The sequence below is a fragment of the Streptosporangium sp. OZ121 genome, assembly GCF_051918885.1.
Lineage (GTDB): Bacteria > Actinomycetota > Actinomycetes > Streptosporangiales > Streptosporangiaceae > Streptosporangium.
In genome coordinates, this window is the sequence record NZ_JBPXMC010000027.1 from 74,752 (window position 1) to 99,845 (window position 25,094).

Annotated in this window: 22 protein-coding genes and 1 pseudogene; 8 read left to right on the top strand and 15 right to left on the bottom strand. The window is 70.8% G+C overall.

The window, feature by feature from the left end; all coding sequences use genetic code 11:
• Positions 1 to 9: 9 nt before the first annotated feature.
• From ACTOQ1_RS33970 to ACTOQ1_RS33980, 3 genes are all read right to left on the bottom strand, one after another.
• Positions 10 to 936, bottom strand: a complete 927-nt coding sequence (locus ACTOQ1_RS33970) for an N-acetylmuramoyl-L-alanine amidase (RefSeq protein ID WP_440072067.1) — start codon at positions 934 to 936, stop codon at positions 10 to 12.
• A gap of 242 nt (positions 937 to 1,178) precedes the next feature.
• A complete protein-coding gene (locus ACTOQ1_RS33975; RefSeq protein ID WP_362695682.1) occupies positions 1,179 to 1,427 on the bottom strand; it encodes a hypothetical protein in 249 nt (82 codons plus the stop codon).
• Between the two features lie 123 nt (positions 1,428 to 1,550).
• Complete coding sequence (locus tag ACTOQ1_RS33980; protein ID WP_362844412.1) at positions 1,551 to 2,639, bottom strand: LacI family DNA-binding transcriptional regulator; 1,089 nt, start codon at positions 2,637 to 2,639, stop codon at positions 1,551 to 1,553.
• Between the two features lie 135 nt (positions 2,640 to 2,774).
• Here ACTOQ1_RS33980 and ACTOQ1_RS33985 point away from each other — a divergent pair, with 135 nt between their 5' ends.
• Entirely contained in the window at positions 2,775 to 3,497 is a 723-nt protein-coding gene (locus ACTOQ1_RS33985) for a TetR/AcrR family transcriptional regulator (RefSeq protein WP_440072068.1), read from the top strand.
• Between the two features lie 191 nt (positions 3,498 to 3,688).
• On the opposite strand, the gene bldC is transcribed toward ACTOQ1_RS33985, so the two are convergent.
• Both bldC and ACTOQ1_RS33995 read right to left on the bottom strand, forming a co-directional pair.
• Entirely contained in the window at positions 3,689 to 3,892 is a 204-nt protein-coding gene (gene bldC / locus ACTOQ1_RS33990) for a developmental transcriptional regulator BldC (RefSeq protein WP_013133571.1), read from the bottom strand.
• 318 nt (positions 3,893 to 4,210) lie between these two features.
• Complete coding sequence (locus ACTOQ1_RS33995) at positions 4,211 to 5,068, bottom strand: hypothetical protein (protein ID WP_362844417.1); 858 nt, start codon at positions 5,066 to 5,068, stop codon at positions 4,211 to 4,213.
• 179 nt (positions 5,069 to 5,247) lie between these two features.
• Between ACTOQ1_RS33995 and ACTOQ1_RS34000 the strand changes: the two genes are divergently transcribed.
• Both ACTOQ1_RS34000 and ACTOQ1_RS34005 read left to right on the top strand, forming a co-directional pair.
• Positions 5,248 to 6,354, top strand: a complete 1,107-nt coding sequence (locus ACTOQ1_RS34000) for a Leu/Phe/Val dehydrogenase (RefSeq protein ID WP_440072069.1) — start codon at positions 5,248 to 5,250, stop codon at positions 6,352 to 6,354.
• Positions 6,355 to 6,503: 149 nt separating this feature from the next.
• Entirely contained in the window at positions 6,504 to 6,737 is a 234-nt protein-coding gene (locus ACTOQ1_RS34005; RefSeq protein WP_344747622.1) for a DUF3073 domain-containing protein, read from the top strand.
• 279 nt (positions 6,738 to 7,016) lie between these two features.
• Here the strand turns inward: ACTOQ1_RS34005 and purM are convergent, their stop codons facing one another.
• Together purM and purF are read right to left on the bottom strand one after the other, a co-directional pair.
• Positions 7,017 to 8,042 carry a phosphoribosylformylglycinamidine cyclo-ligase gene (gene purM / locus ACTOQ1_RS34010; RefSeq protein ID WP_440072070.1) on the bottom strand — a complete coding sequence of 342 codons (1,026 nt, stop codon included), beginning with the start codon at positions 8,040 to 8,042 and terminating at the stop codon, positions 7,017 to 7,019.
• 28 nt (positions 8,043 to 8,070) lie between these two features.
• Positions 8,071 to 9,516 carry an amidophosphoribosyltransferase gene (purF, locus tag ACTOQ1_RS34015; protein ID WP_362844424.1) on the bottom strand — a complete coding sequence of 482 codons (1,446 nt, stop codon included), beginning with the start codon at positions 9,514 to 9,516 and terminating at the stop codon, positions 8,071 to 8,073.
• A gap of 160 nt (positions 9,517 to 9,676) precedes the next feature.
• Between purF and ACTOQ1_RS34020 the strand changes: the two genes are divergently transcribed.
• On the top strand, positions 9,677 to 11,266 hold the full coding sequence (locus ACTOQ1_RS34020; protein ID WP_440072071.1) for a hypothetical protein: 1,590 nt from the start codon (positions 9,677 to 9,679) through the stop codon (positions 11,264 to 11,266).
• 44 nt (positions 11,267 to 11,310) lie between these two features.
• On the opposite strand, the gene ACTOQ1_RS34025 is transcribed toward ACTOQ1_RS34020, so the two are convergent.
• The gene (locus ACTOQ1_RS34025) at positions 11,311 to 11,766 is read right to left on the bottom strand and encodes a sterol carrier family protein (protein WP_440072072.1); all 456 of its coding nucleotides are present in this window, start codon (positions 11,764 to 11,766) and stop codon (positions 11,311 to 11,313) included.
• A 159-nt stretch (positions 11,767 to 11,925) separates the two neighbouring features.
• On the opposite strand from ACTOQ1_RS34025, the gene ACTOQ1_RS34030 reads away from it, so the two are divergent.
• Positions 11,926 to 14,004: a PhoX family protein gene (locus ACTOQ1_RS34030; protein ID WP_440072106.1), complete on the top strand. Its 2,079-nt coding sequence runs from the start codon at positions 11,926 to 11,928 to the stop codon at positions 14,002 to 14,004.
• Positions 14,005 to 14,197: 193 nt separating this feature from the next.
• Here ACTOQ1_RS34030 and ACTOQ1_RS34035 read toward each other — a convergent pair whose 3' ends face one another.
• Positions 14,198 to 14,341, bottom strand: coding sequence for a hypothetical protein (locus ACTOQ1_RS34035; protein ID WP_440072073.1), 144 nt, complete (start codon positions 14,339 to 14,341; stop codon positions 14,198 to 14,200).
• A 52-nt stretch (positions 14,342 to 14,393) separates the two neighbouring features.
• Here ACTOQ1_RS34035 and ACTOQ1_RS34040 point away from each other — a divergent pair.
• Positions 14,394 to 14,705, top strand: a pseudogene (locus tag ACTOQ1_RS34040) (zinc ribbon domain-containing protein); the annotation flags it as partial.
• On the top strand, positions 14,699 to 15,235 hold the full coding sequence (locus ACTOQ1_RS34045; RefSeq protein ID WP_440072074.1) for a hypothetical protein: 537 nt from the start codon (positions 14,699 to 14,701) through the stop codon (positions 15,233 to 15,235). The pseudogene ACTOQ1_RS34040 and the gene ACTOQ1_RS34045, both read left to right, overlap by 7 nt.
• A gap of 1 nt (position 15,236) precedes the next feature.
• Here the strand turns inward: ACTOQ1_RS34045 and ACTOQ1_RS34050 are convergent, their stop codons facing one another.
• The 3 genes from ACTOQ1_RS34050 to ACTOQ1_RS34060 form a co-directional block, all read right to left on the bottom strand.
• The gene (locus ACTOQ1_RS34050) at positions 15,237 to 16,718 is read right to left on the bottom strand and encodes an MFS transporter (protein ID WP_440072075.1); all 1,482 of its coding nucleotides are present in this window, start codon (positions 16,716 to 16,718) and stop codon (positions 15,237 to 15,239) included.
• Between the two features lie 193 nt (positions 16,719 to 16,911).
• Positions 16,912 to 17,580 carry a Crp/Fnr family transcriptional regulator gene (locus tag ACTOQ1_RS34055; RefSeq protein ID WP_440072076.1) on the bottom strand — a complete coding sequence of 223 codons (669 nt, stop codon included), beginning with the start codon at positions 17,578 to 17,580 and terminating at the stop codon, positions 16,912 to 16,914.
• Between the two features lie 57 nt (positions 17,581 to 17,637).
• Positions 17,638 to 19,686, bottom strand: coding sequence for an adenylate/guanylate cyclase domain-containing protein (locus tag ACTOQ1_RS34060; RefSeq protein WP_440072077.1), 2,049 nt, complete (start codon positions 19,684 to 19,686; stop codon positions 17,638 to 17,640).
• Between the two features lie 242 nt (positions 19,687 to 19,928).
• Here ACTOQ1_RS34060 and ACTOQ1_RS34065 point away from each other — a divergent pair, with 242 nt between their 5' ends.
• Complete coding sequence (locus tag ACTOQ1_RS34065; RefSeq protein WP_440072078.1) at positions 19,929 to 20,897, top strand: hypothetical protein; 969 nt, start codon at positions 19,929 to 19,931, stop codon at positions 20,895 to 20,897.
• Between the two features lie 293 nt (positions 20,898 to 21,190).
• On the opposite strand, the gene purL is transcribed toward ACTOQ1_RS34065, so the two are convergent.
• The 3 genes from purL to ACTOQ1_RS34080 all read right to left on the bottom strand — a co-directional run bounded on the left by purL (position 21,191) and on the right by ACTOQ1_RS34080 (position 25,046).
• Positions 21,191 to 23,446, bottom strand: a complete 2,256-nt coding sequence (gene purL, locus ACTOQ1_RS34070) for a phosphoribosylformylglycinamidine synthase subunit PurL (protein WP_440072079.1) — start codon at positions 23,444 to 23,446, stop codon at positions 21,191 to 21,193.
• The gene (gene purQ / locus ACTOQ1_RS34075; RefSeq protein ID WP_440072080.1) at positions 23,443 to 24,126 is read right to left on the bottom strand and encodes a phosphoribosylformylglycinamidine synthase subunit PurQ; all 684 of its coding nucleotides are present in this window, start codon (positions 24,124 to 24,126) and stop codon (positions 23,443 to 23,445) included. Before purQ ends, purL begins: the two co-directional genes overlap by 4 nt.
• A gap of 452 nt (positions 24,127 to 24,578) precedes the next feature.
• Entirely contained in the window at positions 24,579 to 25,046 is a 468-nt protein-coding gene (locus ACTOQ1_RS34080) for an ATP-binding protein (RefSeq protein ID WP_440072081.1), read from the bottom strand.
• Positions 25,047 to 25,094 lie beyond the last annotated feature (48 nt).

Below are 25,094 nucleotides of genomic sequence, written 5' to 3' on the forward strand. Positions count from 1 at the left end.
CCGAGGCGCTTACCGCCTCAGGTACTGCTGCAGCCCGTTGGCCAGGGAGAGCGCGATCTTCTGCCGGAACGCCGGCTGCTGGAACTTGGCCGCCTCGGCGGGGTTCCTCATGTTGCCGGACTCGATGAAGATCTTGGGAACCGTGGAGAGGTTCAGGCCGCCGAGGTCGTCGCGGTAGTCGAGGGCGTTCTTGCCGATGTAGGTGGAGTACGACAGGCCGGTGCCGCGCCTGAAGGCGTTCCGCACGTCCAGGCCGAGCTTCCTGGAGGCCTCGACCACCGGGTCGACCGGGCCGCCGATCTTCTCCGGCATGATCACGTGGAAGCCGTGGTCGGCGGTGCTCGCCCCGTCGGCGTGGACCGAGATCGCCGCGTCCGCCTTCGCCCTGTTGCCGATCGCGGCCCGCTGGGTGATGCACGGCCCGACGCCGGAGTTGCTGTCGCGGGTCAGCTTCACCGTCGCGCCGCGGCTCTTGAGGATCTTGGCCAGACGCTGGGAGACGTCCCAGGTGAAGGCCGCCTCGCTGTAGCCGTTCGCGGTGGCGGTGCCGGTGGTGTCGCAGGCCTTCCACTGGGTCAGGACGTTGACCTTCTTGTTGATCTCCGCGGGGTGGCGGTAGTTCTGCCCGTTGTGGCCGGGGTCGATGACCACGACCTTGCCGCTGAGCGGCTCGCGGCCCTCGCCGCCGCGCCCGGTGGCGGGACTCGCGGTGGAATCGCCCGCCGCGCCCGCCGCCGCGTCGCCCGCCGGGCCGGTCAGGGTGTCGGCGGTGCCGCCGGCCGCCGGGGCCGCCGGGGCCACGGCCGTTCCGGCCGCGGGAGGGACGGGCCCGCGCTCTCGCGCGAGGTCCGCGCCCGCGGCGGTTCCACCGCAGGCGGCGACGCCGAGCCCGCACAGGACAAGGGTCGCCGCGAGTGCTTTACCGGTCACGCTCATCGCCCCCAAGGAAGTCGTCGACCATCCAACTTACGTGGCCTGAGGGCGTGACACGGCCGTTGTCGCGATATGTGCCCGTCCGTCACGAGGCGTGAGGTGCTTCCCCGTCACCCGCCTGTCACGAGGCGTGAGGTACTTCCCCGTAAGAGGTGCTTTCCCGTCGGAGGTGCTTCCCCGTCAGAGGCGCCTTCCCGCCAGCGTCAAATGTGCTTCCCGTCACGGAAGGCGGCGGCCTGGGCCCGTCACCAGGCGTGCTCGCCGACCTCCAGTTTCTGCAGGAGCGCGGCGAGCTCCCTGGCGTCCTCGGCGTCCAGCCCGAGGACCACGCGAGGCCGTCCCCAGGGGTGGTCGATCGAATGGGCCACGTAGCTGGCCACGGACTCAGCCCCGGCGTCGCCGTTGCGGCCCCGGGCGGCTCGCCAGTGCGCCCACGCCCGCTCGAGTTCGGCGGCGGCCCGCTGGGCGCATGACACCAGTTCCGGATCACGCATTGTTACCCCCCTCGTCTCGGCCAGAGTCAACACCGGCGGCGCGCCGCCGTTCACGATGTTGACCTGGTTTTGGGGAGGTCATGGAGCCTGCCTGGGCGTGCTGTAACGCTCCAGGCAGGCTCTTTAGCGTTCGGCGGAACTCGTGCTGTGCCGTACGACCAGCTGCGGCGCGACCTGGCGCAGGCGCGAGGTCTTGCCGGGGTCGCCGATCCGGTCGTTCAGCAGCGCGGCGGCGGAACGGCCCATGGCGCGGCGCGGCTGGTCCACGGTGGTCAGCGAGATCGGCTGGGTCCCGGCGCGGTGGATGTTGTCGTACCCGACCACGGACAGGTCCTCGGGAACCCGCAGGCCCAGCTCGGCGGCCGCGGACAGCACGCCCATGGCCACCAGGTCGTTGGCGGCGAAGATCGCTGTGGGCCGGGGATCGCGCGTGAGCAGGCTGTGCGCCGCCCTCGCGCCGCCCTCCTCGCTGGACTCGCCCTCCTCGACCATGATGTACGGGGCCAGGGAGTGCCTGCGCATCGCGACCAGGTAGCCCTCGCACCGGAAGCGCCCGGAGGAGATGCCCGAGGCCTCGATGTGGGCGATCCTGCGGTGACCGAGCTCCACGAGGTGGTCGACGGCGAGGCGGGCGCCGAGCTGGTCGTCGTCGACGACGATGTCCACGCCGCCGAGGTCGATGTCGCGCTCGCCCACCACCACGGTCGGCGTGTAGCCGGTGGCCTCGATGAGCGTCCCGCTGGTGGGCGCGATGCCGAGCAGGACGAGCCCGTCGACGCGCAGCTCGAGGAACGCCTCGACCGCCTCGTCCTCGAAGGCGGGGTCCCACTGGCTGTTGCCGATGAGGAGTCTCAGCCCGTCGCCGTGCAGGCTCTCCTGCAGGCCGTCCAGGAACTCCGCGTAGAACGGGTTGTGCAGGTCGGCGACGAGCGCCCCGACCAGGTGGGTGCGGCCCTCGACCAGGCTGCGCGCGACCGCGTTGGGCCGGTAGCCGAGGTCTCTGGCCGCTTGGAGCACGGCCTGCCTGCGATGCTCGCTGACGTGGGGCGATCCGCGCAGGACGAGCGAGACCAGTGATTTGGAGACACCGGCTCGTTCGGCCACGTTGCGGATCGTGGGTCTCGGGCGTGGCCCGCCGCCCCCCTCGGACAGAACGGGTTCGGCGAACCCGCGGGCTCGGGTGACGGTGGTGTTGACCGGCGGTCCTGACATGGCTCTCCCCCGCGATGGTGGATGGGCACCTGTCACTCAAAACGATCGAGTTCCGAATGGGGTACGGCTTGCGCGGAAGGGAACTCCGATCTTGACCCCGGCGCCGGGCGGATCGGCTCCGATAGGCTTCGCGGTGTGGGGTCGACATCCGGAGCCGCCGAACGGGCGAAACCCGCGGCGGGCGGCGCGCGACCGGCGCGGCGCAGGCTCACCGTCGACCGGCGCCGCGAGGAGCTCATGGCGGCGGCCCTGGAGCTGTTCAGCAGGCGTGACGCCGAATACGTGTCGATCGACGACGTGGCCTCCGCGGCCGGCGCGTCGCGGGCCCTGGTCTACCACTACTTCGGCGGCAAGCAGGAGCTCTACGTCGCCGCGCTGAAGAGCGCCGCGGCCCAGCTGGAGGCGAGGCTCAGACCTCAGGGCGGACAACCGCTGGACGAGCTGATCGGGGGCCTCACCCGCTACTTCGACTTCGTCGAGGAACACGCGACGGGCTTCGCCGCGCTGCTCAAGGGCGGCCCCGCCAACAGCAGCGGCGAGATCGGGGAGGTCGTCGACGCGGTCAGGCACCGGCTGCTCAAACTGATCATGAAGCAGATGCGGGTCGAGGAGCCGGGCCCCGTGCTCCGGGTCACGCTGCGCTCGTGGATCGCCTCCGTCGAGACCGCGGGCCTCGACTGGCTGGAGCGCCGCGACATCGAGCGGCCGGCGCTGGAGCGCATGCTGATCGGTCAGATGGTGGCGCTGCTCGGCGTGGCGGCCGAGCACGACTCGCAGGTCGGCGAGTTGCTGGACAACCTGGTCAGAGGTGGATCGAGCCGCCCCGCGGACCGGGAGAGGCCCGGGGCGGGCGGCTGAGAGGAACCCCCTGGAAGGTGCTTCCGAGCCCTTCGGAGCACGCGCTCGGTCGTTCGGAGCACGCGCCGGAGGGCGGGGTACGTGCTGGGGCGGCGCCGGGCGGGCGACGCCGCTCCCCACAAACCCGTGTGGCCTACACGCTCAAAGAGTGAGCGCGCACCAATCCCCCTAGGTCAGTGACGGCCCCCGTCTTACTCTGAGCGCTGCTGCGGAATCCCCGCGAGCAGCGCGCGAACCTCAGTCTCCCGGTACCGGCGGTGTCCCCCCAGGGTGCGGATGGACGTCAATTTGCCCGCCTTCGCCCACCGGGTCACGGTCTTGGGATCGACGCGGAACATGGTTGCGACCTCCGCCGGGGTGAGCAGCGGCTCTGCCTCGGGTGTACGAGCTGACATTTGTGCGGCCTCTCCTCCATGTGGACCGGCGACAGCGATCCTGCGACTTGACGCTTGTCACGGATGTCCGCCTATGGCCCTTGCGTGCGGCTGTTTGGGCCATATGCGGCATCACCCGATGTGACCATACAGCCACGTAGAGCGATTGGCGAGCCTTTGAGCGACTCATCTCTCTTGTGCACGTGTTGTTGTCACGCTCGGTGATTCTAGCGACACGTTTCGTGGTATCGCAGTGAAAACGGCAAACTACTCAGTTCGTAGGTGCATCCCCGGTCATCGACGGACCTACTTACGCAGGTCGAAGGGATGATTTGCGACTCAGTTTGCCGATTCGAGAAGTTGTATTGATCGCCAGCGGAGGATGACGCGCTGGTACATGGCGAACGCCAGTTCTTCCTCGCCTTTTTCCAGACCTGTCAGCGCCGCCGCGAGCTCCGCCACGGATTCGTCGGACTGGAGCGTCTCGTCGTCCATGAGGTTGACGATGCCGCCGTAGTCGAGCTCGACCAGCGAATGCGGGTGGAACTCCTCCAGCCAGCGCGCCACGTCCTCGACCTCGGCGGTGACCGAGACCTCGCCCACCTGCCTCCTGATGATCTGCAGGGCGCGGGCGCTGCGGCGCCTGGCGTGGGCCATGGACGTGACGTAGATCAGGTTGCGCGTGGTGGTCGTGCCTCCCTTGCCCTCGCCGCCGTCGATGACCAGCCAGCGCTCGTTGCCGTCGAAGGGGACGAACCACGAGGTCGGAACGTGCCAGGTGGAGCCGCGGATGTGCGTGCGCAGCGCGGCGGAGTCGGTGCGGCGCTTGAACCGGTCGAAGTCGTCGGCCGTCTGCTCCGCGACGGCGGGTGGCACGAAACGCTCCATCAACTTGGGCGGGGTCGCCCCGCGAAAGCGTGAGAAGGCGAGCCAGGACCTCAACCTGCTCTGCCACGGGCAGACGTACAGGACCTCCTCCACGCGCCTCAGATAGGCGTTGGGGCTCTCCTGGGCGGGTGCCGGAGCCGGTGGCACCCCCAGAAGGCGTCGCATCGCCTCGCCGTGTTCGGCGTGGAGGGCGCTCGCTCGGCGCGGTCGGTCGGCCGCCTCGGCGTAGGCGGCCCACGAGACGCGCTCCGCCGGGGCGAACGCGACCAGCGGTTCGTAGACGCGGAGGTACGCGGCATAGGGCAGCACGACCGCATCGTGTCACGAAGGACCGGCCGTTGTCCGTAGCGGACCGGCTTCCGCGGCTGTCGTCTCGGTCATTGAGATGGGACGTTCTCGCACGTCGTGCCTTTACGGACATGTGGTTACGCTGAGGGTGATCTCCGCCGCAACGGTGCGGCGGTAACGGACGACTGGGAGTCACCACAGTGACCGACGTCTTCGGGCTGTCCCACAAGGACGCGGGCCCGGCAACCGGCGGCCAGGCGAGGCACGAGCAGGTCGTTTTCTGCTCCGACGAGCGCAGCGGCCTTCACGCGATCATCGCCATCCACAACACCGCCCTGGGCCCAGGCCTGGGCGGCACCAGGTTCTATCCCTACGAGAGCGAGCAGGCCGCGCTGGCCGACGTGCTCAACCTCTCGCGGGCGATGGCCTACAAGAACGCCCTGGCGGGGCTCGACCTCGGTGGCGGCAAGGCCGTCATCATCGGCGACCCGGCGACGGACAAGAGCGAGGCGCTGCTGCGCGCCTACGGCAGGTTCGTCCAGTCGCTCGGGGGCCGCTACTACACGGCGTGCGACGTGGGCACCTACAGCGAGGACATGGACATCGTGGCCCGCGAGTGCTCCTACGTGACCGGCCGCACGCTGGCCAACGGCGGGGCCGGCGACTCGTCGATCCTGACCGCCCTCGGCGTGTTCCAGGGCATGCGCGCCGCCGCCGAGCACACGTACGGGACGCCGACACTGCGCGGCAGGCGCGTCGGCGTCGAGGGCGTGGGCAAGGTCGGCCACCGCCTGGTCGGTCATCTGATCGAGGACGGCGCGGAGGTCGTGGTCTGCGACGTGAGCGAGCGGGCCGTGGAACGGCTGCGGCGGATCCACCCCCAGGTCGAGGTCGTCGCCGACCGGCTGGAGCTCACCGCCGCCGACGTCGACGTCTACGCGCCGTGCGCCCTCGGCGGGGCGCTGGACGACGAGACGGTGGCCCGCCTGCGCGCCACGATCGTCTGCGGCGGGGCCAACAACCAGCTGGCCCACCCCGGCGTGGAGAAGCAGCTCGCCGACCGCGGGATCCTCTACGCGCCCGACTACGTGGTCAATTCCGGCGGCGTCATCCAGGTCGCGGACGAGATCAGGGGATTCAACATGGAGCGGGCCCAGGCAAAGGCCACCCAGATCTACGACACGACTCTCAAGATCTTCTCTAGCGCGGCGGAGGATGGCGTCCCTCCGGCCGTCGCAGCCGATAGGCTGGCTGAGCGCAGAATGTCGGAAGTCGGGCGAATTAGGGGCATTTGGCTGGGCCACTAGCCCCACACGCCCATACGACGTACCGAGCCGGGCGTAAAACGGGTACGGTTGTAGGCGAACGAGAGCTGACGCCTAAGTCAGGTGGCGTCAGTGCGTGGTGCGTTAGCGACGAGGGGTCGGGCACGACCCCACACGAGGGGGTCGAGCCAATGGGGCGCGGCCGAGCAAAGGCCAAGCAGGTCAAGGTTGCTCGCCAGCTGAAGTACAACAGCGGTGGCACTGATCTTGAGCGTCTGCGCGACGAGCTCGGAGTCAGAGACGACTCCAACCACAATGACGACTCCAACGACGCCTACGACGAGCTGGCGGATCGGTACGCCGATTACGCCGATGACTTCGGCTCCGGAGATGACCGCGACGACGGGACATCCGGCCGCCGCTAGGCGGATTTCAGGTTGACGGTGAGCGGGACACCCGGTGGTGAGCACAGTCCACCGGGTGTTCTTCTCGCTACGAGTCGACAATATGCGGCGCTCCGGTGATCCGGAGCGCTTTTCGCCGTACCCGCCGGGGATCCGGCGCATCCCTTCGCGGCTCTCCGGACCGGCGACAAGATCCGTTCGGACCGGTGAGCAGGATCCGGCGCACCCCTCCCGGCCGGTGAGACCGGCCGGGAGGGACACGGGAGCGGCGGGGTCGCCTTCGCCGGGAAGGCGGGCGGATCAGCGGAAACGCGCCTGGCCCGAGCCCTCGACGATCTCGCCGAGCACCCAGGCGGGGAGGTCGCGCTCCCCGAGCAGCGCCAGGGCCGGATCCACGGCCTCGGCGGGGACGACCGCGGCCATGCCCACACCCAGGTTGAACGTCCGGTCCATGTCGGCCTGAGCCACTTCGCCGTGCCCGGCGAGCACCTCGAAGACGGCGGGCGGGGTCCACGACGAGCGGTCGAGCAGCGCGTCCAGACCGGGGGGCAGCGAACGGGACAGGTTGCCCGCCAGACCGCCGCCCGTGATGTGGGCGTACGCGTGGACGTCGACCGCGCGGGCCAGCTCCAGGCAGTCGAGGGAGTAGATCCTGGTCGGCTCCAGCAGCTCCTCGCCCAGCGTCCGCCCCAGCTCGGGCAGCTCGGCCTCCAGGGACAGCCCGGCCCGGTCGATGATGTGCCTGACCAGCGAGTAACCGTTGGAGTGCACGCCCGAGGAGGCCAGCGCGAGAACCACGTCGCCCGCGCGGACCCTGTCGCGGCCGAGCATCCTGTCGGCCTCCACCACCCCGGTGGCGGCACCCGCGAGGTCGTACTCGCCGGCCTCCATGGCCCCGGGGTGCTCGGCGGTCTCCCCGCCGACGAGAGCGCAGCCCGCCAGGCGGCAGCCCTCGGCGACACCGCCCACGATCTCGGCGATCCGCTCGGGGACCACCTTGCCGCAGGCGATGTAGTCGGTCATGAACAGCGGTTCGGCGCCACAGACGACCAGGTCGTCGACGACCATGCCGACCAGGTCGATCCCGATCGTGTCGTGCTTGTCGAGCCGCTGGGCCAGCATGACCTTGGTCCCGACGCCGTCGGTCGACGTGGTGAGCAGCGGCCGCCGGTACGACAGCAGGGCCGAGGCGTCGAAGAGGCCGGCGAAACCGCTGGCGTCGTCCACGACCTCGGGCCTGCGCGCCCGCGCGACCTTCGACTTCATCAGCTCGACGGCGCGCTCGCCCGCGTCGATGTCCACTCCGGCGGCCGCGTAGCTGGTCATGAAGCCTCTCTCTGCGCGCCCGGCCCGCTCAACGCTTGGCCTCCAGCACGTACTTGCCCACGTTGTCCTGGTCGATCGGGATGGGGTACTCGCCGTCGAAGCAGGCACGGCAGAGCCGGTCGGCGGGGATCGTGGTGGCCGCGGTCAGGCCCTCCAGCGAGATGTATCCGAGCGAGTCGGCGCCGAGCGAGGCGCGGATCTCCTCCACGCTCAGCGAACCGGCGATCAGCTCGGCCCGGGTGGCGAAGTCGATGCCGTAGAAGCACGGCCAGCTGACCGGCGGGGAGGAGATCCGGACGTGCACCTCCGTGGCGCCCGCCTCGCGCAACATCTTGACGATCGCCCGCTGCGTGTTGCCCCGCACGATCGAGTCGTCCACGACCACCAGGCGCTTGCCCGCGACGACCTCTTTCAGCGGGTTGAGCTTCAGCCTGATGCCCAGCTGGCGGATCGTCTGGGACGGCTGGATGAAGGTCCGGCCCACGTAGGAATTCTTGACCAGACCTTGACCGTAGGGGATCCCGCTCTCCTCGGCGTAGCCGACGGCGGCGGGAGTGCCCGACTCGGGGGTCGGGATGACCAGGTCGGCCTCGACCGGGTGCTCGCGGGCCAGCACGCGGCCGACCTCGACACGCGTGGTCTGCACGCCGCGCCCGGCGATCGTGGTGTCCGGGCGGGCCAGGTAGACGTACTCGAACAGGCAGCCCTTGGGCTCGGCGAGCGCGAACCTGCGCGAGCGCACGCCGCGCTCGTCGATGGTGATCAGCTCGCCCGGCTCGATCTCGCGGACGAACGTGGCGCCCACGATGTCCAGCGCCGCGGTCTCCGAGGCGACCACCCAGCCGCGCTCCAGGCGCCCGAGGACCAGCGGGCGGACGCCCTGCGGGTCGCGGGCCGCGTAGAGAGTCTTCTCGTCCATGAAGACGAGCGAGTAGGCGCCCCTGACCTGAGGAAGCAGCTCGGCCGCCGCGTCGTCGATGGACTGGCTGCGGTCCTGGGCCAGCAGCGTCGTCAGCACCTCGGTGTCGGTGGTCGCCCTGGTGGATCCGGGAGCCAGGCGCCTGGCCAGCTCCGGGGTGTTGATCAGGTTGCCGTTGTGGGCGAGCGCGAGCCCGCCGGACTCGGTCGAGCTCAGCGTCGGCTGCGCGTTCTCCCAGACGCTCGACCCGGTCGTCGAGTAGCGGCAGTGGCCGATCGCCAGGTGGCCGCGGAGGGTCCCGAGCACGGACTCGTCGAAGACCTGGGCCACCAGGCCCATGTCCTTGTAGACGAGGATCCTGCTGCCCTCGCTGACCGCGATGCCCGCGGACTCCTGGCCGCGGTGCTGCAACGCGTACAGCCCGTAGTAGGTGAGTTTGGAGACTTCCTCCCCAGGGGCCCACACCCCGAAGACGCCACATGCGTCCTTCGGAGGCCGGTCGTGAGGATCAAGGTCATGGCTCAGATGGCCGTCGCCCTTCAGCACATGCTTCATTCTAGGTCGGCTTCTTCCCTGCTCGCACCCAGGGTCCGTTCCGCGGCATGTAGCACCCTGACCGAACGATCATCGGTGTTTTGCCGTGTCAGCCTGTTTCGCCGGTGGCTGACAGGGGAGTGTGAGATATCCGGCATGCCCGAGCGTCGGGAGAAGAGACGTGACAACACCTGTGGACCCGAACCAGCCCGACCCACGGCGAGTGCCGCGGGACAGGCGCCCCGAGCAGGAAGGACAGGAAGGGTCCGGCTCGGAGGAGCCACAGGACACCTCCGAGGAGGCGGCCGTCCCCGGCGAGTACGAGCCCGCCGTCCCGGAGACGACCGCCTGGCCCGTCCCTCCCTCGAACGAGCCGCCCACGTGGCGGCGACCCCCCGCCCCGGCGGGCGAGTCCACGGGGTGGGCCGACCCCTCAGGTTCCGCCGAGTCTCCTGGCCAGGCCGGTTCCGCCGAGCCTTCCGGCCGGGCCGAGCCGACCGGGTGGACGGAGATCCCCGGCCGGGCCGAGCCACAGGGCCGGGAGCCCGGCGAGGGTTCCGTGTGGGGGTCGGGGACGCAGACGCCGCCGACTCCGGAACCGTGGGAGGAGCCGGATCCCGAGACACCCGTGCCTGATCCCAATGAGACCCCGACCTGGCCGCCGTCAGCGATTCCCGCCGAACCACAGGTTCCCCCGCATCCGGACACGCCGACCGCGCCGGAGGTGCCGCCGCCCGACCAGGCGGGCGGCCCGTACGCCGCGCCGGGGTACCTGGGGCAGTCCGGAACTCCCGGACCCTCCTGGGCTTCGGAGGACTCCGGGTCTTCGGGGTCTTCGGGGTCTTCGGGGTACGAGGCGCCGGAGTCAGGGGGGCGGGCACAGGGATCAACGGGCGACCCGTCGTCCGAGGGCAGGGCCGAGGGGGCGCGGGAGGACGCGCCCGGGGGCACCCGTGAGGGGGCGGCGCCCGAGGGACAGCCCTACACGGTGCCGGGCACCACGCCGTCCGCCTACCCCGGCTGGGAGAGCGCCTCGGAGACCTCCGGCGAGTCCGACCGGCCCGGGGGGACAGACCACCCAGGGACACCGGCCGCCCCCACCCCGCCGTCGCGCTACGAGCAACCGGCGTCCTCCGGGGAACCCGCGGCCCCGCAGCGGCCCGCCGAGCCCGCCGAGCCCACCGGCGGCTTCCAGGCGGACCGGCCGCCCGTTCCCGGCGCCCCGGGAGCGCCCCAGCCGGGTTATTCACAGCAAACGGGACGGTATGGCCACGGGGAGCAGCCCACGTACGGGGAGGCGCAGCAGGCCGGGCAGCCCTACGGCGGTCCCGGTGCGCAACCGTCACCCGCGACCGGTCCCTCCCAGCCGCTCCAGGGCGGCACACCGTACCCCGCCCCTCCGGGCGCGCCCGGCTATCCGTACGCCACGCCCTACCCGGCCTACCAGGACGAGGGGCGCAAACCCGGCGGCGGGCTGGGCACCGCCGCGCTCGTGCTCGGGATCGTCGCGATCGTGTCGCTCGTCGTCTGCGGCCTCGGCGTGCTGGTGGCGATCGTCGGTCTGATCGTCGGCATCATCGCGCTCGCCAAGAAGTCCAGGCCGGGCCGGGCCTGGGTGGGGATCGCGCTGAGCCTTCTCACCCTGGTGATCGCCGCGGTGTTCCTGAGCTGGCTCTACAGCAAGGTCGGCGACTGCGTCAACCTGCCGCCGGAACTGCAGCGGCGCTGCATCGAGGACAGGTTCGGCGTCCAGGTGCCGGCCGCCCCGTAACGGCGGACGGGGGATCGACGGGGATCACGGCCTGCCCGGGGCGGCTACCGGAGAGGAAGGTGGCCGGACAGGTCGGCGCGGGCCCCGCTCGCCGCGATCTTTCCGGCGGCCATCGCCTCGGACCAGGTCAGGCCGCCGGTGGCGAGCTCCAGCCAGGTGCGCGCGTCGGTCTCCACCACGTTGGGCGGGGTGCCCCGGGTGTGGCGGGGACCCTCGACGCACTGCACCGCCGCGTAGGGCGGGACCCGGACCTCGACGGTCCGGCCCGGCGCGGCCGTCGCCAGCTCGTCCAGCAGGTGCCGTACGGCGAAGCGAGTGATCTCCCGCTCCGGGCGGACCCCCCGCTCGAAGGCTCTCATCACCACGCTCACGCAGGCGCCCAGCAGCGCCGCGAGCCCTCCGGGTCCGTCGTAGGGCGGCTCGTCGAGAGCGCTCAGCTGGGTGTCGAGGGCGGCGCGGACCTTGGCCGCGTCGGGCTTGTGAGGTGGCACGTGATCCATGATGCCCGCCGGAGCCGCGTCCCGGGACAGCGCCCCGGACGGCTCGTTCCGGCAAACGGTTCATCGTCCCGGTCGACGTCGTTCACCTCGGGTTCGACCGGCCCGCGTAGCCTCCGGGCCGAAAGACCTCGCCCCTTTTTGGAGGACCCTGTGGCGAACATGTCGCCGCGCCGACTGCTCCCCCTGCTCACGAGCCCGCACAAGGGTGGACGCAGCGCGCTCACCTGCCGGTTCCGCTGCGGTGACCAGTGCGCCCACGATGTGACGAACACCAGCGACAACAGCTACTTCGGCGACGTGGTCGCCGAGGTGATGACCCGTCGCGGCGTGCTGCGGGCCGGTGCCCTGGGCGCCGTCGTCGCCGGGGTCGGGATCGGTACGACGCTCCCCGCCCTCGCCGACCCGGACGTGGACGCGAGCACCTTCGGCGGGGGCCACGGTCACGACCACGGCCAGAAGGGCGGTCTCCGCTTCACCGCCGTCGCGCCGAACACCGACGACAAGGTCACGGTCCCCTCGGGCTACCTGTCGGCGGCCGTGGTGCGCTGGGGCGACCCGGTTCTGCCCGGCGCCCCCGCGTTCGACTTCGAGAACCAGACGGCCGCCGCGCAGGCCAAGCAGTTCGGCTACAACTGCGACTACGTCACCCTCTTCCCGATGGGGCAGCACCGGGGCCTGCTCTGGGTCAACCACGAGTACAGCGACGAGACCCTGATGTTCCGCGGTTACACGGACGGCACCTCCGCGACGGAGGAGCAGATCAGGATCGGGATGGCCGCGCACGGCGGCTCGGTGGTCGAGATCGAGCGGGTGGGCGGGTCCGGCCAGTGGAAGCTGGTCACCCGGGGCTCCCGCCGCTACAACCGCCGCGTCACCGTGCACACCCCCATGAAGTTCACCGGCCCCGCGGCCGGCAGCGCCCTGCTGAGGACCGCCGCCGACCCCAAGGGCACCACGCCGATCGGCATGCTGAACAACTGCGCGGGCGGCACCACGCCGTGGGGCACGGTGCTCAGCGGCGAGGAGAACTTCAACCAGTACTTCGTCAACGGCAACGGCGTGCCCGAGGCGCAGAAGCCGTACCTCGCCCGGTACGGGGTGAACACCACGACGGGCATCCCGAGCGGCAACCGCAGGTTCGACAGGGTCGAGGAGCGTTTCGACCTGGCCAAGCACCCGAACGAGGTCAACCGCGCCGGCTGGATCGTGGAGATCGACCCGTTCGACCCCGACTCCACCCCGATCAAGCGCACCGCCCTGGGCAGGATGGCCCACGAGGGAGCCACCACCTCCCTGGCCGCCGACGGCCGGGTGGTGGCCTACATGGGCGACGACTCCCGGTTCGAGTACGTCTACAAGTTCGTCTCCCGGGAGCGCTACATCCGGGGCTTCGACCGGCACAACCGGACCCTGCTGGACGACGGCACGCTGTACGTGGCGAAGTTCACCGGCGACAGCCCGGCCACCGAGATCGACGGCACCGGCAAGCTCCCCGCAGACGGGCGGTTCGACGGCTCGGGCGAGTGGATCCCGCTGGTCACCGGCAAGGTCTCGCACGTCCCCGGGATGACGGCCGCGGAGGTGCTCGTCTACACCCGTATGGCGGCCGACAAGGTCGGCGCGACCAAGATGGACCGTCCCGAGGACGTGGAGCGCAACCCCGTCACCGGCGGCGTCTACGTGGCCCTGACCAACAACGGCAACCGGACCCCGGCCCAGGTGGACGAGGCCAACCCGCGTCCGGCGAACAAGCACGGCCACGTCCTGGAGATCGTCGAGCGGCGCAACGACGCCGGGGCCACGACCTTCGCCTGGTCCCTGCCCCTGGTCTGCGGCGACCCGAACGACCCGGCGACCTACTTCGCCGGGTTCGACAAGACCAAGGTCTCGCCGATCTCCTGCCCGGACAACGTCGCCTTCGACGCCGACGGCAACCTCTGGATCTCCACCGACGGCAACCAGCTCGGCGCCAACGACGGCCTGTTCGCCATGCCGGTCCGCGGTCCCGAGCGCGGTCACCTGAAGCAGTTCCTGAGCGTGCCGGTCGGCGCGGAGACCTGCGGCCCGCTGGTCAGCGCGGACCAGCGCAGCGTCTTCGTGGCCGTGCAGCACCCCGGCGAGACCGACGGCGCCACCCCCGAGACCCCCAGCAGCCACTGGCCCGACGGCGGCACCTCCCAACCCCGCCCGTCCGTCGTGGTCGCCTGGCACGCGAAGGGCGGCAAGATCGGCTCCTGATCCGGCCGCCGGCTCGCACCCGCGTCCGCCCGCGGTTCGCGTCCCGGCACCGGCCCCGTCCGGACACCGGCCCGCGCCCGCTCGGGGGGACGTGGGCCTGGTCCCGATCCGGCCGCCGGCTCGCACCGCTTCCGGCACCGGCTCGCGTCCCACCCCGGGGACGCGAGCCGGTGCCCTTCCGCGTTCCGGGAACCTAACCCACCGGTACGGCGGGACGTTCCTCGGTGACCACCGGCGGGCCTGCGGGCCGGGAGGCCCGCAGCGACAGCAGGCTCACCGGCACGCCCACCAGCACGATGGCCGCGGCGACGACCAGCGTGTACCGGTAGGCGTCCAAAAAGGCGGTCAGCTGCCCGGCGCCCTCCGCCAGGAACGGCTACAAGGCATACCGGGCCGGAGTGCCCTGTATTGAAGTTGATCCGGCATATACCTCCCAGACATGCTCGAACCGCTGGTGCGGGCATGTAAGTCGGACTAATCGCCCTGACCGCAATACCTTCCTGTGTACCTCATGCGGGCTCGCTGGCCCTGCTGACCACATCGCCGCCGTCAACGTCGCCAAGCGTGCGGCGACGGCGTGGGTATTTGTCAACATGCCCAACGGGTCCGGCCTTGAGCAGGTCGGTTCCAGTGCATCCTCGTCCTGTCAGCCAGATAGGGCGAAGAGATGCAAGCCCGGGGCATCAGCCCCAGGTTGTTGACGAACAAGGAGCAGCTGACCGCCGGCATGGCGGGCCACCTGATCGAGGGCTTCGTGATCGAGGGCGGCTACACGGGCCCGTGGCAGGAGGGGCTCCGCGAGCTCGTCGCGGGCCTGGTCAGGGTGCTCCGGCGTCACCCGTGCGCGGCGGACGTGCTGGACGCGGTGGACCACCTGGAGGTGCCCGTCTTCCTGGCGGTCTGGGACACGGCTCTCGGTCTCGCCAAGCGCGGCGGGTTCTCCCGCGACGAGAGCTGCATGATCTCCCAGTACCTGCTCAGCGGCGCGATCGCGCTGGCCGCGGGTCCGAGGCGGCACTGCCCTCCGGGGCTCTCCGAGCAGGAGGCGGCCGAGCGGACGCGCCTCAAGCGGCTCAGGCTCCAGTCGTTGCCGCCGGACGTCTACCCGAACATCGTGGAGATGGCCGTGCCCCTCTCCGAGGGCGGCGCCCCCGACCTCTACGACACCTTCGGCGTCGACCTCCTCATGGCCGGCATCGAGGCGCTGTCCGCCCGCTCAGGAGGGCACTGACTCAGGAGGGCGACCCCGCGCGGCCGGAGCGGCGGGGGCGGGCGAGGGCGGCCGTCAGGGCGCCCGTGAGCGCGACGGCGAACAGGACGGCGTAGGTCCGCTGGAAGCCGGTCATCAGGTGCTCGACGGCGACGGGGGAGACGCGCGACAGCGTGCCCGCGTACACCTGCCCGCGCAGCTCGGCGCTGACCGAGCCGGTCAGGACGCTGAGCGTGAGGGCGACGCTCAGCACGATCCCCACGTTCATGATCATGAGCCGGAATCCGTTCACCACGCCCAGGCTCCCGGCGGGCAGGGCGGACATGACCTGGGTCGTGTTGCCGGTCAGGAAGGTGCCGCTGCCGCAGCCGCACAGGAACAGGCCCACCGCGATGATCCAGTACGGCGTGACGGGGTCGGTGTTCAGGAGCAGGACGCCCAGCCCGGTCGCGCTCATCAGGGCGCCGCCCACCGACAGCGCGTACGGCCTGACGCGGCGGCCGAGGGCGCCGGCGGCGGGGGAGGCGAGCGCCATGCCGATCGGGACGGGGAGCACGCCCAGGGCCGCGGTGACGGCGTCGACGCCCCTGGCGGCCTGGAAGTAGAGGGCGACCAGCAGGATCAGTGCCGAGCGCGCCAGCGCGTTGCAGAAGGAGGCGAGGTTGGCGAAGGCCAGCATGCGCTCGCCGAACAGCCGCAGGTCGAGCACGGGATGCGAGGCCCGGCGCTCCACCGCGACCAGTACCGGCACCAGCACCGCCGCGATCGCCGCGCCGACGATCACCACGGGGCTCGACAGGCCGCGCGAGCCCGCCTCGGACAGCGCGATCAGGGCGGCGGAGAGGGCGGCGAACACGATCAGGTTGCCGAGTGCGTCCACCGGCCGGCGCTCTCCCCGCGGGACGCGGCGCAGCGTGAACGCTCCCCAGGTGAGGGCGATCAACCCGGCGGGCACGTTCATCCAGAAGATCCACTGCCAGCCGGCGGTCTCGGCGACGAGGCCGCCCAGGGTGGGACCGGCGAGCTGGGCGACCGAGAGGGTGCCGATGTAGACGCCCATGCCCTGGCTGAGCCGGTCGGGAGGGAAGGCGTCGGTGATGATCACTGTTCCGTTGGCGAGGATCATCGCGGCGCCGACCGCCTGCACCGCGCGCATCGCGATCAGGAACCAGATGCCCGGCGAGAGCCCGGCCAGCAACGATCCGACGGTGAACAGGACGAACCCCGCCAGGTAGATCTCCCGGCGGCCGAGCAGGTCGGCCACCCGTCCGAAGAACACCAGCGTCGCGGTGTTGACGAGCAGGAAGGCGAGCAGGACCCAGCCCGCGGAGAACGCGTCCGCGTGGAAGTGCCTGACCACGGTGGGAAGCGCCACGTTCAGGGTGCTGCCGGAGATGCCGATCATGACCAGACCGAGGCTGGTGACCGAGCAGACCCGCCACGCGTAGCGGAGTTTTGATAGGTATTCGGGGGATCCGGGCAGGTCTTGGGGAATTGCGACCATGGCTCCCAGTCTGACGTACGTTGTACGTCGACCGTGATCCGGTCTCACCCCGAAGCGCGTCCCGCTCCCGCGTCCACGTGCCGGGTCAGCGGAGGGGCGTGCCCTTCCCCTCGCGGGCGGGCACGCCCCTCCGCTGACCCGTACGGCCGGCCGTACCACGCGGTCGTACGGCCCTTCTAACTACGGCGTGCCCTCAGCGGGCCCGTTTGCGCAGGCCCTCCATGTCATGGATGATCACGCGACGCCGGCCCGTCTCGATCAGCCCGCGATCGCGCAGGGAGCGCAGCGCCTTGCTGACCGCCTCGCGGGAGGCCCCGGTCCAGCCGGCCAGCTCGTCCTGGGAGAGGGGCAGCGCCACCCGCACCCCGCCGTTGTCCGGCTCGCCGTACCGCTCGGCCAGCTCGACCAGCCGGGTGGCCACGCGGCCGGTGGTGTCGAACGCGCCGTACTCGATGCGCTTGCGGTCGGAGTCGCGCATCTTGCCGATCACCATCTGCATTAACAGGACGGCGACTCTCCCATGAGCGTGCAGGTAGGAGGAGAAGTCGCGGACCGTGATCCCCTCCACGGGTTCGAGGGCGGTGACCGTGGCGGACCTGGGCAGACCGTCGATCGCCGCGAACTCGCCGAGCAGCGCCCCTGGCCCCCGCACCGCGAGGACCACCTCACCGCCGGCCGCGGTGTGCGAGGACACCTTGACGCGGCCGGAGGTCAGGATGAGCACCCAGTCGCTCACGTCGCCCTCGGTGCATATCGTCGCGCCCCTGTCCCAGCGCCGAGGTCGCCCGGCGGCGTACAGGGCCTTTACCTCATCTTCTGTGAGCAATGTAATGAATTCGCCCGGTTCGGGGGAAGAAGTCATAACCACCTCCTGGCGATCTCGATTGTGTTCGTACGGCTCCCGCGGCGAAAGGTACTTTTACGAGAGCCCAGACAGCACGTAGGCATGGACGGGTTGTTCCCTACCCTTGAGGTTGAGCCAGCCCAGGGACTGGGTCTTGGCCTGGGGACCGATCAGGTCGAGGGTGGTCTGGCCGATCACGACGCTGCCGGGCTCCGCGATCCCTTCGAGCCGGGCGGCCACGTTGACGCAGTCGCCCATCGCGTTGAACCCGCGCAACTCGGGGCTGCCGATGTTTCCGACGAGCGCCTCACCGGTGTTGATGCCGATCCTGAACCGAGGATATCCGGGCGTTCCCGCCGCGATCTCCTCGGCCGCCTCCTGCATCGCCAGGCCCGCCCGCACCGCGGCGAGGGCGTGGTCCTCCTGCCGGGAGGGGGCGTTGAACAGCGCGAGCAGCGCGTCGCCCACGAACTGCACGATCGTGCCGCCGTTGCCGAGCACGATGGGCACGGCCGCGGTGTGGTACCGGTTCAGCATCTCGACGATCTCGCCGGGCGCCACCCGCTCGGAGAAGCTCGTGAAGCCCTTCAGGTCGGCGAAGAGCGCGGTCAGCTCCACCAGCTCGCCGCCGAGCGCCGCCGTCTGCGGGTCGGCGAGCAGCGACTGGGCCACGTCCGGCGACATGTACTGCCGGAACAGGGTCTCCAGCTCGCTGTAGAGCCGGGCGTTCTCCAGGGAGATGGACATCTGGCCGGCCAGCGTGGCGGCGAGCGCCTCGTCCTGCGGGGTCCTGCCGATCGGCACCTCCAGCGCCCCGGCGAGCCTGCCCTTCACCGTCAGCGGGTGCAGGACCTTCCCCTCCAGCCGGATCGGCTGGTCCTCGGGGAAGTCCCGCTGGCCGTACTCCTTGGAGTTCACGGTGACCCGGCCGTTGTCGACCAGCTTGATCCGGACGTCCCCGTACGCCTGCCGCACGCGGTCGAGGCCCTGGGCCAGCATCTCCTTCTCAGGCAGGCCCACGCGGGCCTGCCTGCCGATGTCGGCCAGCGCCGCGAGCCGGTCGCTCAGCTCCCGCTCGTTGGCCAGCGCCTCTCCCGCCCGGTCGAGCACCGCCACCTGCGAGTCGGTGAGCCCGAACTTGCCCGCCAGCCTGTTCGCGATCGGGACCCTGCTCTCCTCCCTGCGCCGCAGGTGGCCGACGAGCTCCTCCAGGGCGGCCTCGTAGTCGGCCCTGATCCTGGTGACCGTCGCCGACAGCGCCACCGAGTCGAACAGCCCCACGCTCGTGCCCTCCCGCCGGAACTGCAGGTAGGCGCTGTAGGCGACGAAGACGAACGCCGTGGTCAGCAGCGCGTGCCACAGCCACCACGACAGGTGCCAGTTGCGGTGGGACAATCCCGCGACCAGCGCCTCGGCGAGCAGCGCGTACGCGGTGACCAGGCTGATCAGCACGACCGCCGGGCGCCTGCGGTGCAACTGGAACATCATCGCCGCCGCCGCCGCGAACAGGGCCACCCCGATCCACTCCAGGCCGCCGAGGCCGATCCCCTCGGGAGGTGAGCCGCTGAGCGGGGTCAGACGCGGCACCAGGCAGGCCACCCCCCACAGGGTGATCAGGGCGGCGAGACCGGCGCGCAGCCACATCTGGTTCCTCAGCACGGCCGCGGCCGCCCGCTCGCCCAGGGGCAGTGCCGACGCGAACGCGAACACCGAGGCCACGAGGAGACCGACCGGGTGCGAGAGGTCGAAGCCGTAGCTTGTTTTGTCCAGGATGACCCCCGGCGTGGTCAGCCCGTGCACCAGGAACGATCCCGCGCCGCTCAGGAAGACGAGCGAGACCAGCAGCAGCCGGGCGTCCGCCCGCCGGGCCGACGCCTCGCCGACCATGAGACCCAGGACCAGGTTGATCCCGGCCACGGTGATGATCAGCCAGAAATGGCTGGGGTTGTCCTGCAGCACGATGTTCAGGTCTGGCTCGGCGAGCAGCAGCCAGAGCCCGAGCATCGGCAGCGCCAGATGCAGCGCCCACACCACGGTGCGGATCGGCTGGGTCGCCGGTGGTAGGTACGGTTCCCGTCGGGCCCGGTCTTCCATGACCGCGTCTGTCGGGTTGATGGTCGGCACGGTGGCCTCCGCGTCTGGAGAACCCTGCGGGTTCCCTGTCTTGTTCGTCCACGCCCAGCGGGCGGGTTCCCCCGAACGGTCCGATTATCCCGTACGGGGCAGGTGCCGGCAGGCGAGTTAACCGCCGGGCTTCCGACACCGAAGTGTGATGTTTCATGTGCCAACCGTTGGAACGGTCGAAACGTGTACTACGCGTACCTCTCCCATCACACCATGCTCTGGTGTCGCAGAAAGGAAGCCCAGTGGCTATCACGTTGCCGGGCGGACGCACGCTCGCCGTAGTGACCGTTGGCGTGCTCGTTGGAACGTTGTTCACCGCGAGCGGCAGCGCCGTCGCCTCGTCGGCGGCGGCGGAGATTCACGCGTGCGTCCACAAGCAGACGCGCTACACCCGGATCGTCAACGCGACGGCCAGGTGCAGGCCGACCGAGGTCCGGATCAAGTGGGGGCAGACGACCCAGGGCCAGCAGGGTCTCGCCACCGCCGGGCCGCAGGGCCCGCGAGGCGCCCAGGGTCCCAAGGGCGACGCCGGACCGCAGGGACCGCAGGGGCAGCAGGGCTTCAGGGGCCTCAAGGGCGCCGTCGGCCCGCAGGGGCCCAAGGGTGAGGCCGGTCCGCAGGGTCTCAAGGGTGAGACCGGTCCGCAAGGTCTCAAGGGTGAGACCGGTCCGCAGGGTCCCAAGGGGGATGACGGCAAGCAGGGGCCGCAGGGCCTCAAGGGCGACGACGGCAGGAACGGCATTCAGGGCGAGAGGGGCCCGGCGGGCCCGGCGGGTCCGGCCGGTCCCAAGGGTGCCGACGGCAAGCCCGGCAGGGACGGCGACGACGGCCGGAACGGCAGGGACGGCGACGACGGTAAGAGCGCCTACGAGGTCTGGCTCGAACTGCCGGGTAACAGGGGCAAGTCCAAGGCGGAGTTCATCGCGTCGCTGAAGGGCCCCAAGGGCGACCCCGGCACGCCGGGATCGGGTGGCGGCGGCGGAACCCCCACCGTCACCACCGTCAGCACGCAGTTCAACTTCGGTGGCCACGGCGGCAGCCAGAGCGTGAGCTGCGGTTCGGGCAAGGTCGCCACGGGCGGCGGCTTCAGCAGCAGCAGCGGTAGCGCTTCCGGCCAGATCTACACGAGCGCGCCCACCGGCTCCACGCCCACCGGCTGGACCGTGAGCGGCAAGAACACCAGCGGCACCGTCTACGCGATCTGCATGTAGTCCTGACCCCGGATCGGGCGCGGAACGCCGGACACGAGATCGAGAGAAGGCGTTCCCGCCGGTCACGGGGGCAACGGCAAGACCCAGGGCGTCGTGTACGTGATCCGCGCGGCCGCCTGATCGTCCGACCCGTTCGCGGGAACGCGACGGGCGGGCGGTGCGGCGGGGACCCCTCGTCCCCGGCGCGCCGCCTCCCGGCGCCGACCGTGTGATCCATATAAACGGGCCAGGCCTCTCACCGTCACATGACGGTGAGGGGCCTGGCCCACGAAAGTGCCTCATCCGGGAGACGATCAGCCGAAGATGCCCGGCAGGGTGGACGTGTGGGTCTCCCTCAATTCGGTGACCGGGATGTCCAGGACGCCCGCCACGTTCAGGGAGTCGCCGCCGGTGGTGCCCAGGCCGTAGCAGGGCACCTCGCGGGCCGCGCACAGCTCCGCGAAGGCGTCGAACGACTCCGGCGCGACGGTCACCAGCGCGCGGGCCGACGACTCGCTGAACAGGTCGACGAACGCGTCGTCGCCCGTCAGGGAGACCTCGCAGCCCACGCCCTGGGCGATGCAGGCCTCGGCGAGGGCGATGGCCAGCCCGCCGTCCGACAGGTCGTGGGAACCGGTCAGCAGCCCCCGCGAGGCGGCCTCGGCCAGCACGAGGGCCAGGTCGCGCTCCGACTCCAGCCGCGCCACGGGCGGCAGGCCGCCGAGGTGGCCGTGGGCCACGTGCGCCCACTCCGAGCCGCCGAACTCCTCCTCGGTCTCGCCGAGCAGGACGATCCTGTCGCCGTCGCCGGTGAAACCGCTCCGCACGCGCGTGGCCACATCGTCGATGACGCCCAGCACGCCGACGACCGGCGTCGGGTGGATCGGGACGGATCCCGTCTGGTTGTAGAACGAGACGTTGCCGCCGGTCACCGGGACGCCGAGGGTCTTGCAGGCGTCGGCGAGACCGCGCACGGCCTCGGAGAACTGCCACATGACCTCGGGGTCCTCGGGGGAGCCGAAGTTGAGGCAGTTGGTCACCGCCAGCGGCGTCGCGCCGGTCACGGCCACGTTCCGGTACGCCTCGGCGAGGGCGAGCTGGGCCCCGGCGTACGGGTCGAGGCGGGCGTAGCGGCCGTTGCCGTCGGTGGCCAGCGCGATTCCCCTGGTCGTCTCCTCGGCGCCGGGCATGGCCTCGCTGACGCGCAGCACGCCCGCGTCGGCGGGCTGGGCCAGCACGGTGTTGCCACGGACGTACCGGTCGTACTGGGAGGTCACCCACTCCTTGGACGCCAGGTTCGGCGAGCCGAGGAGCCCCAGCAGCGCCGCGCGCAGGTCGGCGGGGCGGTCGAGGCGGCCGGGGTCGTCGCCGTTCAGCGCGGCCTGGCCGGCGGGCTCGTGGAACGGCCGCTCGTAGACCGGGCCCTCGTCGGCCGCGGTGCCCGGCGGGATGTCGACGATGGTCTCGCCGTGCCAGGTCATCACGAGGCGGTCGGAGTCGGTGACCTCGCCGATCACGGTCGCGGGGATGTCCCACTTCGCGCAGATCGCCATGAAGGCGTCGATGTCGCCGGGGGCGACGACCGCCATCATGCGCTCCTGCGACTCGCTCATCAGGATCTCCTCGGGCCGCAGCGACGGATCGCGCAGCGGGACGAGGTCGAGCCTGACGTCCATGCCGCCGGTGCCCTTGGCCGCCAGCTCGGTGGTCGCGCAGGAGACTCCGGCGGCGCCGAGGTCCTGGATGCCGACGACCACGTCCGCCTGGTACAGCTCCAGGCAGCACTCGATCAGCAGCTTCTCCATGAAGGGGTCGCCGACCTGGACGCTGGGGCGCTTGGCCTGCGACTCGTCCTCGAACGTGGCCGAGGCGAGCACGGAGGCGCCGCCGATGCCGTCGGGGCCGGTGAGCGCGCCGAACAGGACGACCTTGTTGCCCGGTCCCGGGGCCACCGCGAGCTTGATCTGGTCCTTGCGCAGCAGGCCCACGCACAGGGCGTTGACCAGCGGGTTGCCGATGTAGCAGGGGTCGAAGACGACCTCGCCGCCGATGTTCGGCAGCCCCAGGCAGTTGCCGTAGTGGCTGATGCCCTCGACCACGCCGGGCAGCACCCGCCGGGTGTCGGGGGCGTCGGCCGCGCCGAAGCGGAGGGCGTCCATCACCGCGATCGGCCGGGCGCCCATCGACATGATGTCGCGGACGATGCCGCCGACGCCGGTCGCCGCGCCCTGGTGGGGCTCGACGTAGGACGGGTGGTTGTGCGACTCGATCTTGAAGGTGGCGGCCCAGCCGTCGCCGATGTCCACGACCCCGGCGTTCTCCCCCATGCCGACGAGCAGCGCCGCCGACTCGGGGGCCTTGGTGCCGAACTGGCGCAGGTGCACCTTGGACGACTTGTAGGAGCAGTGCTCGCTCCACATGACGCTGTAGATGGCCAGCTCGGAGCCGGTGGGCCGGCGGCCGAGGATCTGGCGGACCCGCTCGTACTCGTCGAGCTTCATGCCCAGCTCGGCGTACGGCTGGCGCTCGTCGGGGGTGTCCTCGGCCCGCTTGACGGTGTCGAGACTCATGCGTTCACCAGCTTCTTCAGGATCGAGGAGAAGAAGGCGCGCCCGTCCGTGCTCGGGGCGCCGGTGAGGTCCTCGACGGCGTGCTCGGGGTGCGGCATGAGGCCGACGACGTTGCCGGCCTCGTTGCGGATGCCCGCGATGTCGTTCAGGGAGCCGTTGGGGTTGCCGCCCGTGTACCGGAAGACGACCTGGCCGCCCGCCTCCAGAGCGCCCAGGGTCGCCTCGTCGGCGACGTAGCGGCCCTCGCCGTGCTTGACCGGCAGCACGATCTCCTGGCCCTCGGCGAAGTCCGTGGTCCAGGGGGTGGCGGTGTTCTCGACCCGGATGCCCTGGTCGCGGCAGATGTAGTGCAGCCCGGCGTTGCGCATCAGCGCCCCGGGCAGCAGGTGGGCCTCACAGAGGATCTGGAAGCCGTTGCAGGTGCCGAGCACCGGCAGCCCGGCTCCGGCGGCGGGGATCAGCTCCTCCATCAGCGGCGCGAACCTGGAGATGGCCCCGCAGCGCAGGTAATCTCCGTAGGAGAACCCGCCCGGCAGGAAGACCGCGTCCACCCCCTTGAGATCGGGGTCCGCGTGCCACAGCGGGACGGCTTCGCCACCCGCGTGGCGCACGGCGCGAGCCGCGTCCTGATCGTCAAGAGTTCCGGGAAAAGTGACCACGCCCACGCGGGCAGCACTCATCGTCTTCCTTTCAGCGTGGAGACCCTCGCCTTTGGGCTTGGGAAGGAGACGCGGCAAGGCGCCGCACGGGCTACCATGTTCGGACGGTGGCGATAACCAAACCGCCGTACGCATGACCCGCACCACCCTCGCCGCTGGGCTGGCGGAGAGAAAAAACGCCTGTGGAGCCGGTGTAAGACCTCAAAGGGGAGAGTTTTTCTCCTGGTGGGCAACCGGCGGTGAAGCAGGAAAACCGACCCGTGAGGGTTGGAATCCCCTGGCTTCAGCCGTGGGGAAGAAGTCAAGACAGCGTTCCCCTCCACAAACGAGCACCACGCCGGCGTCTCACACACTCGGACGTCGGTCTGCGGCGGTGCTCCCAGGTTATCCGTTCCCGGCGGGCGCTCAGTCTCGGAGTGTCCGATCGCACAGCTCAGCGGAGGGTGGCCGGGTCCGTACGGTCTTATACGGCCCTATACGGCGGCGAGCACCCGGCCGCGGGGGTAGGTGGCGTCGTCGTCCCAGTCGAGGTGCTTGCGCAGGTGCACGACGGTGCCCCGGCCGGGGGTGATGTCGAAGGAGATCTCGTCCACCACGGCCTGCATGATGAGCAGGCCCCTGCCGTTCTCGGCGTCGGTCGGCGGGTAGTGCTCCGGCACCCGGACGAGGCCCTGGCCCCGGTCGATGATGCGGACGTCGCAGCGGCCGTGGCCGACGGCGGTGTCGACCTCGTAGCGGTTGGCCGGACCCCCGTGCCGTACGGCGTTGGCGCACGCCTCGGTCACCGCCAGCAGGATGTCGGCGATGCAGTCTTCCGTGACTCCGAGCGAGCGCAGGGAGTCACCGAGCGCTCTGCGGACCATCGGAATACCGACGGCCTGTCGCGGCAGAGCCAGCGAGAACTCCATGTCCACCGGTTTCCTCCCGGGGTCAGACGTCACCTCGAGAAGGCTTCCCTGCAGAATCCGGGCTAACCGCAAAATAACCGT

Excerpts from the sequence above, each read along its gene's own strand:
- ACTOQ1_RS34050 (WP_440072075.1), bottom strand. The coding sequence starts at position 16,718 with ATGGTCGCAATTCCCCAAGACCTGCCCGGATCCCCCGAATACCTATCA.
- ACTOQ1_RS33970 (WP_440072067.1), bottom strand. The coding sequence starts at position 936 with ATGAGCGTGACCGGTAAAGCACTCGCGGCGACCCTTGTCCTGTGCGGG.
- bldC (WP_013133571.1), bottom strand. The coding sequence starts at position 3,892 with ATGTCAGCTCGTACACCCGAGGCAGAGCCGCTGCTCACCCCGGCGGAG.
- ACTOQ1_RS34055 (WP_440072076.1), bottom strand. The coding sequence starts at position 17,580 with ATGACTTCTTCCCCCGAACCGGGCGAATTCATTACATTGCTCACAGAA.
- purF (WP_362844424.1), bottom strand. The coding sequence starts at position 9,516 with ATGAAGCATGTGCTGAAGGGCGACGGCCATCTGAGCCATGACCTTGAT.
- purL (WP_440072079.1), bottom strand. The coding sequence starts at position 23,446 with ATGAGTCTCGACACCGTCAAGCGGGCCGAGGACACCCCCGACGAGCGC.
- purQ (WP_440072080.1), bottom strand. The coding sequence starts at position 24,126 with ATGAGTGCTGCCCGCGTGGGCGTGGTCACTTTTCCCGGAACTCTTGAC.
- ACTOQ1_RS34025 (WP_440072072.1), bottom strand. The coding sequence starts at position 11,766 with ATGGATCACGTGCCACCTCACAAGCCCGACGCGGCCAAGGTCCGCGCC.
- purM (WP_440072070.1), bottom strand. The coding sequence starts at position 8,042 with ATGACCAGCTACGCGGCCGCCGGAGTGGACATCGACGCGGGCGAGCGC.
- ACTOQ1_RS34030 (WP_440072106.1), top strand. The coding sequence starts at position 11,926 with ATGTCGCCGCGCCGACTGCTCCCCCTGCTCACGAGCCCGCACAAGGGT.
- ACTOQ1_RS34005 (WP_344747622.1), top strand. The coding sequence starts at position 6,504 with ATGGGGCGCGGCCGAGCAAAGGCCAAGCAGGTCAAGGTTGCTCGCCAG.
- ACTOQ1_RS33980 (WP_362844412.1), bottom strand. The coding sequence starts at position 2,639 with ATGTCAGGACCGCCGGTCAACACCACCGTCACCCGAGCCCGCGGGTTC.
- ACTOQ1_RS33975 (WP_362695682.1), bottom strand. The coding sequence starts at position 1,427 with ATGCGTGATCCGGAACTGGTGTCATGCGCCCAGCGGGCCGCCGCCGAA.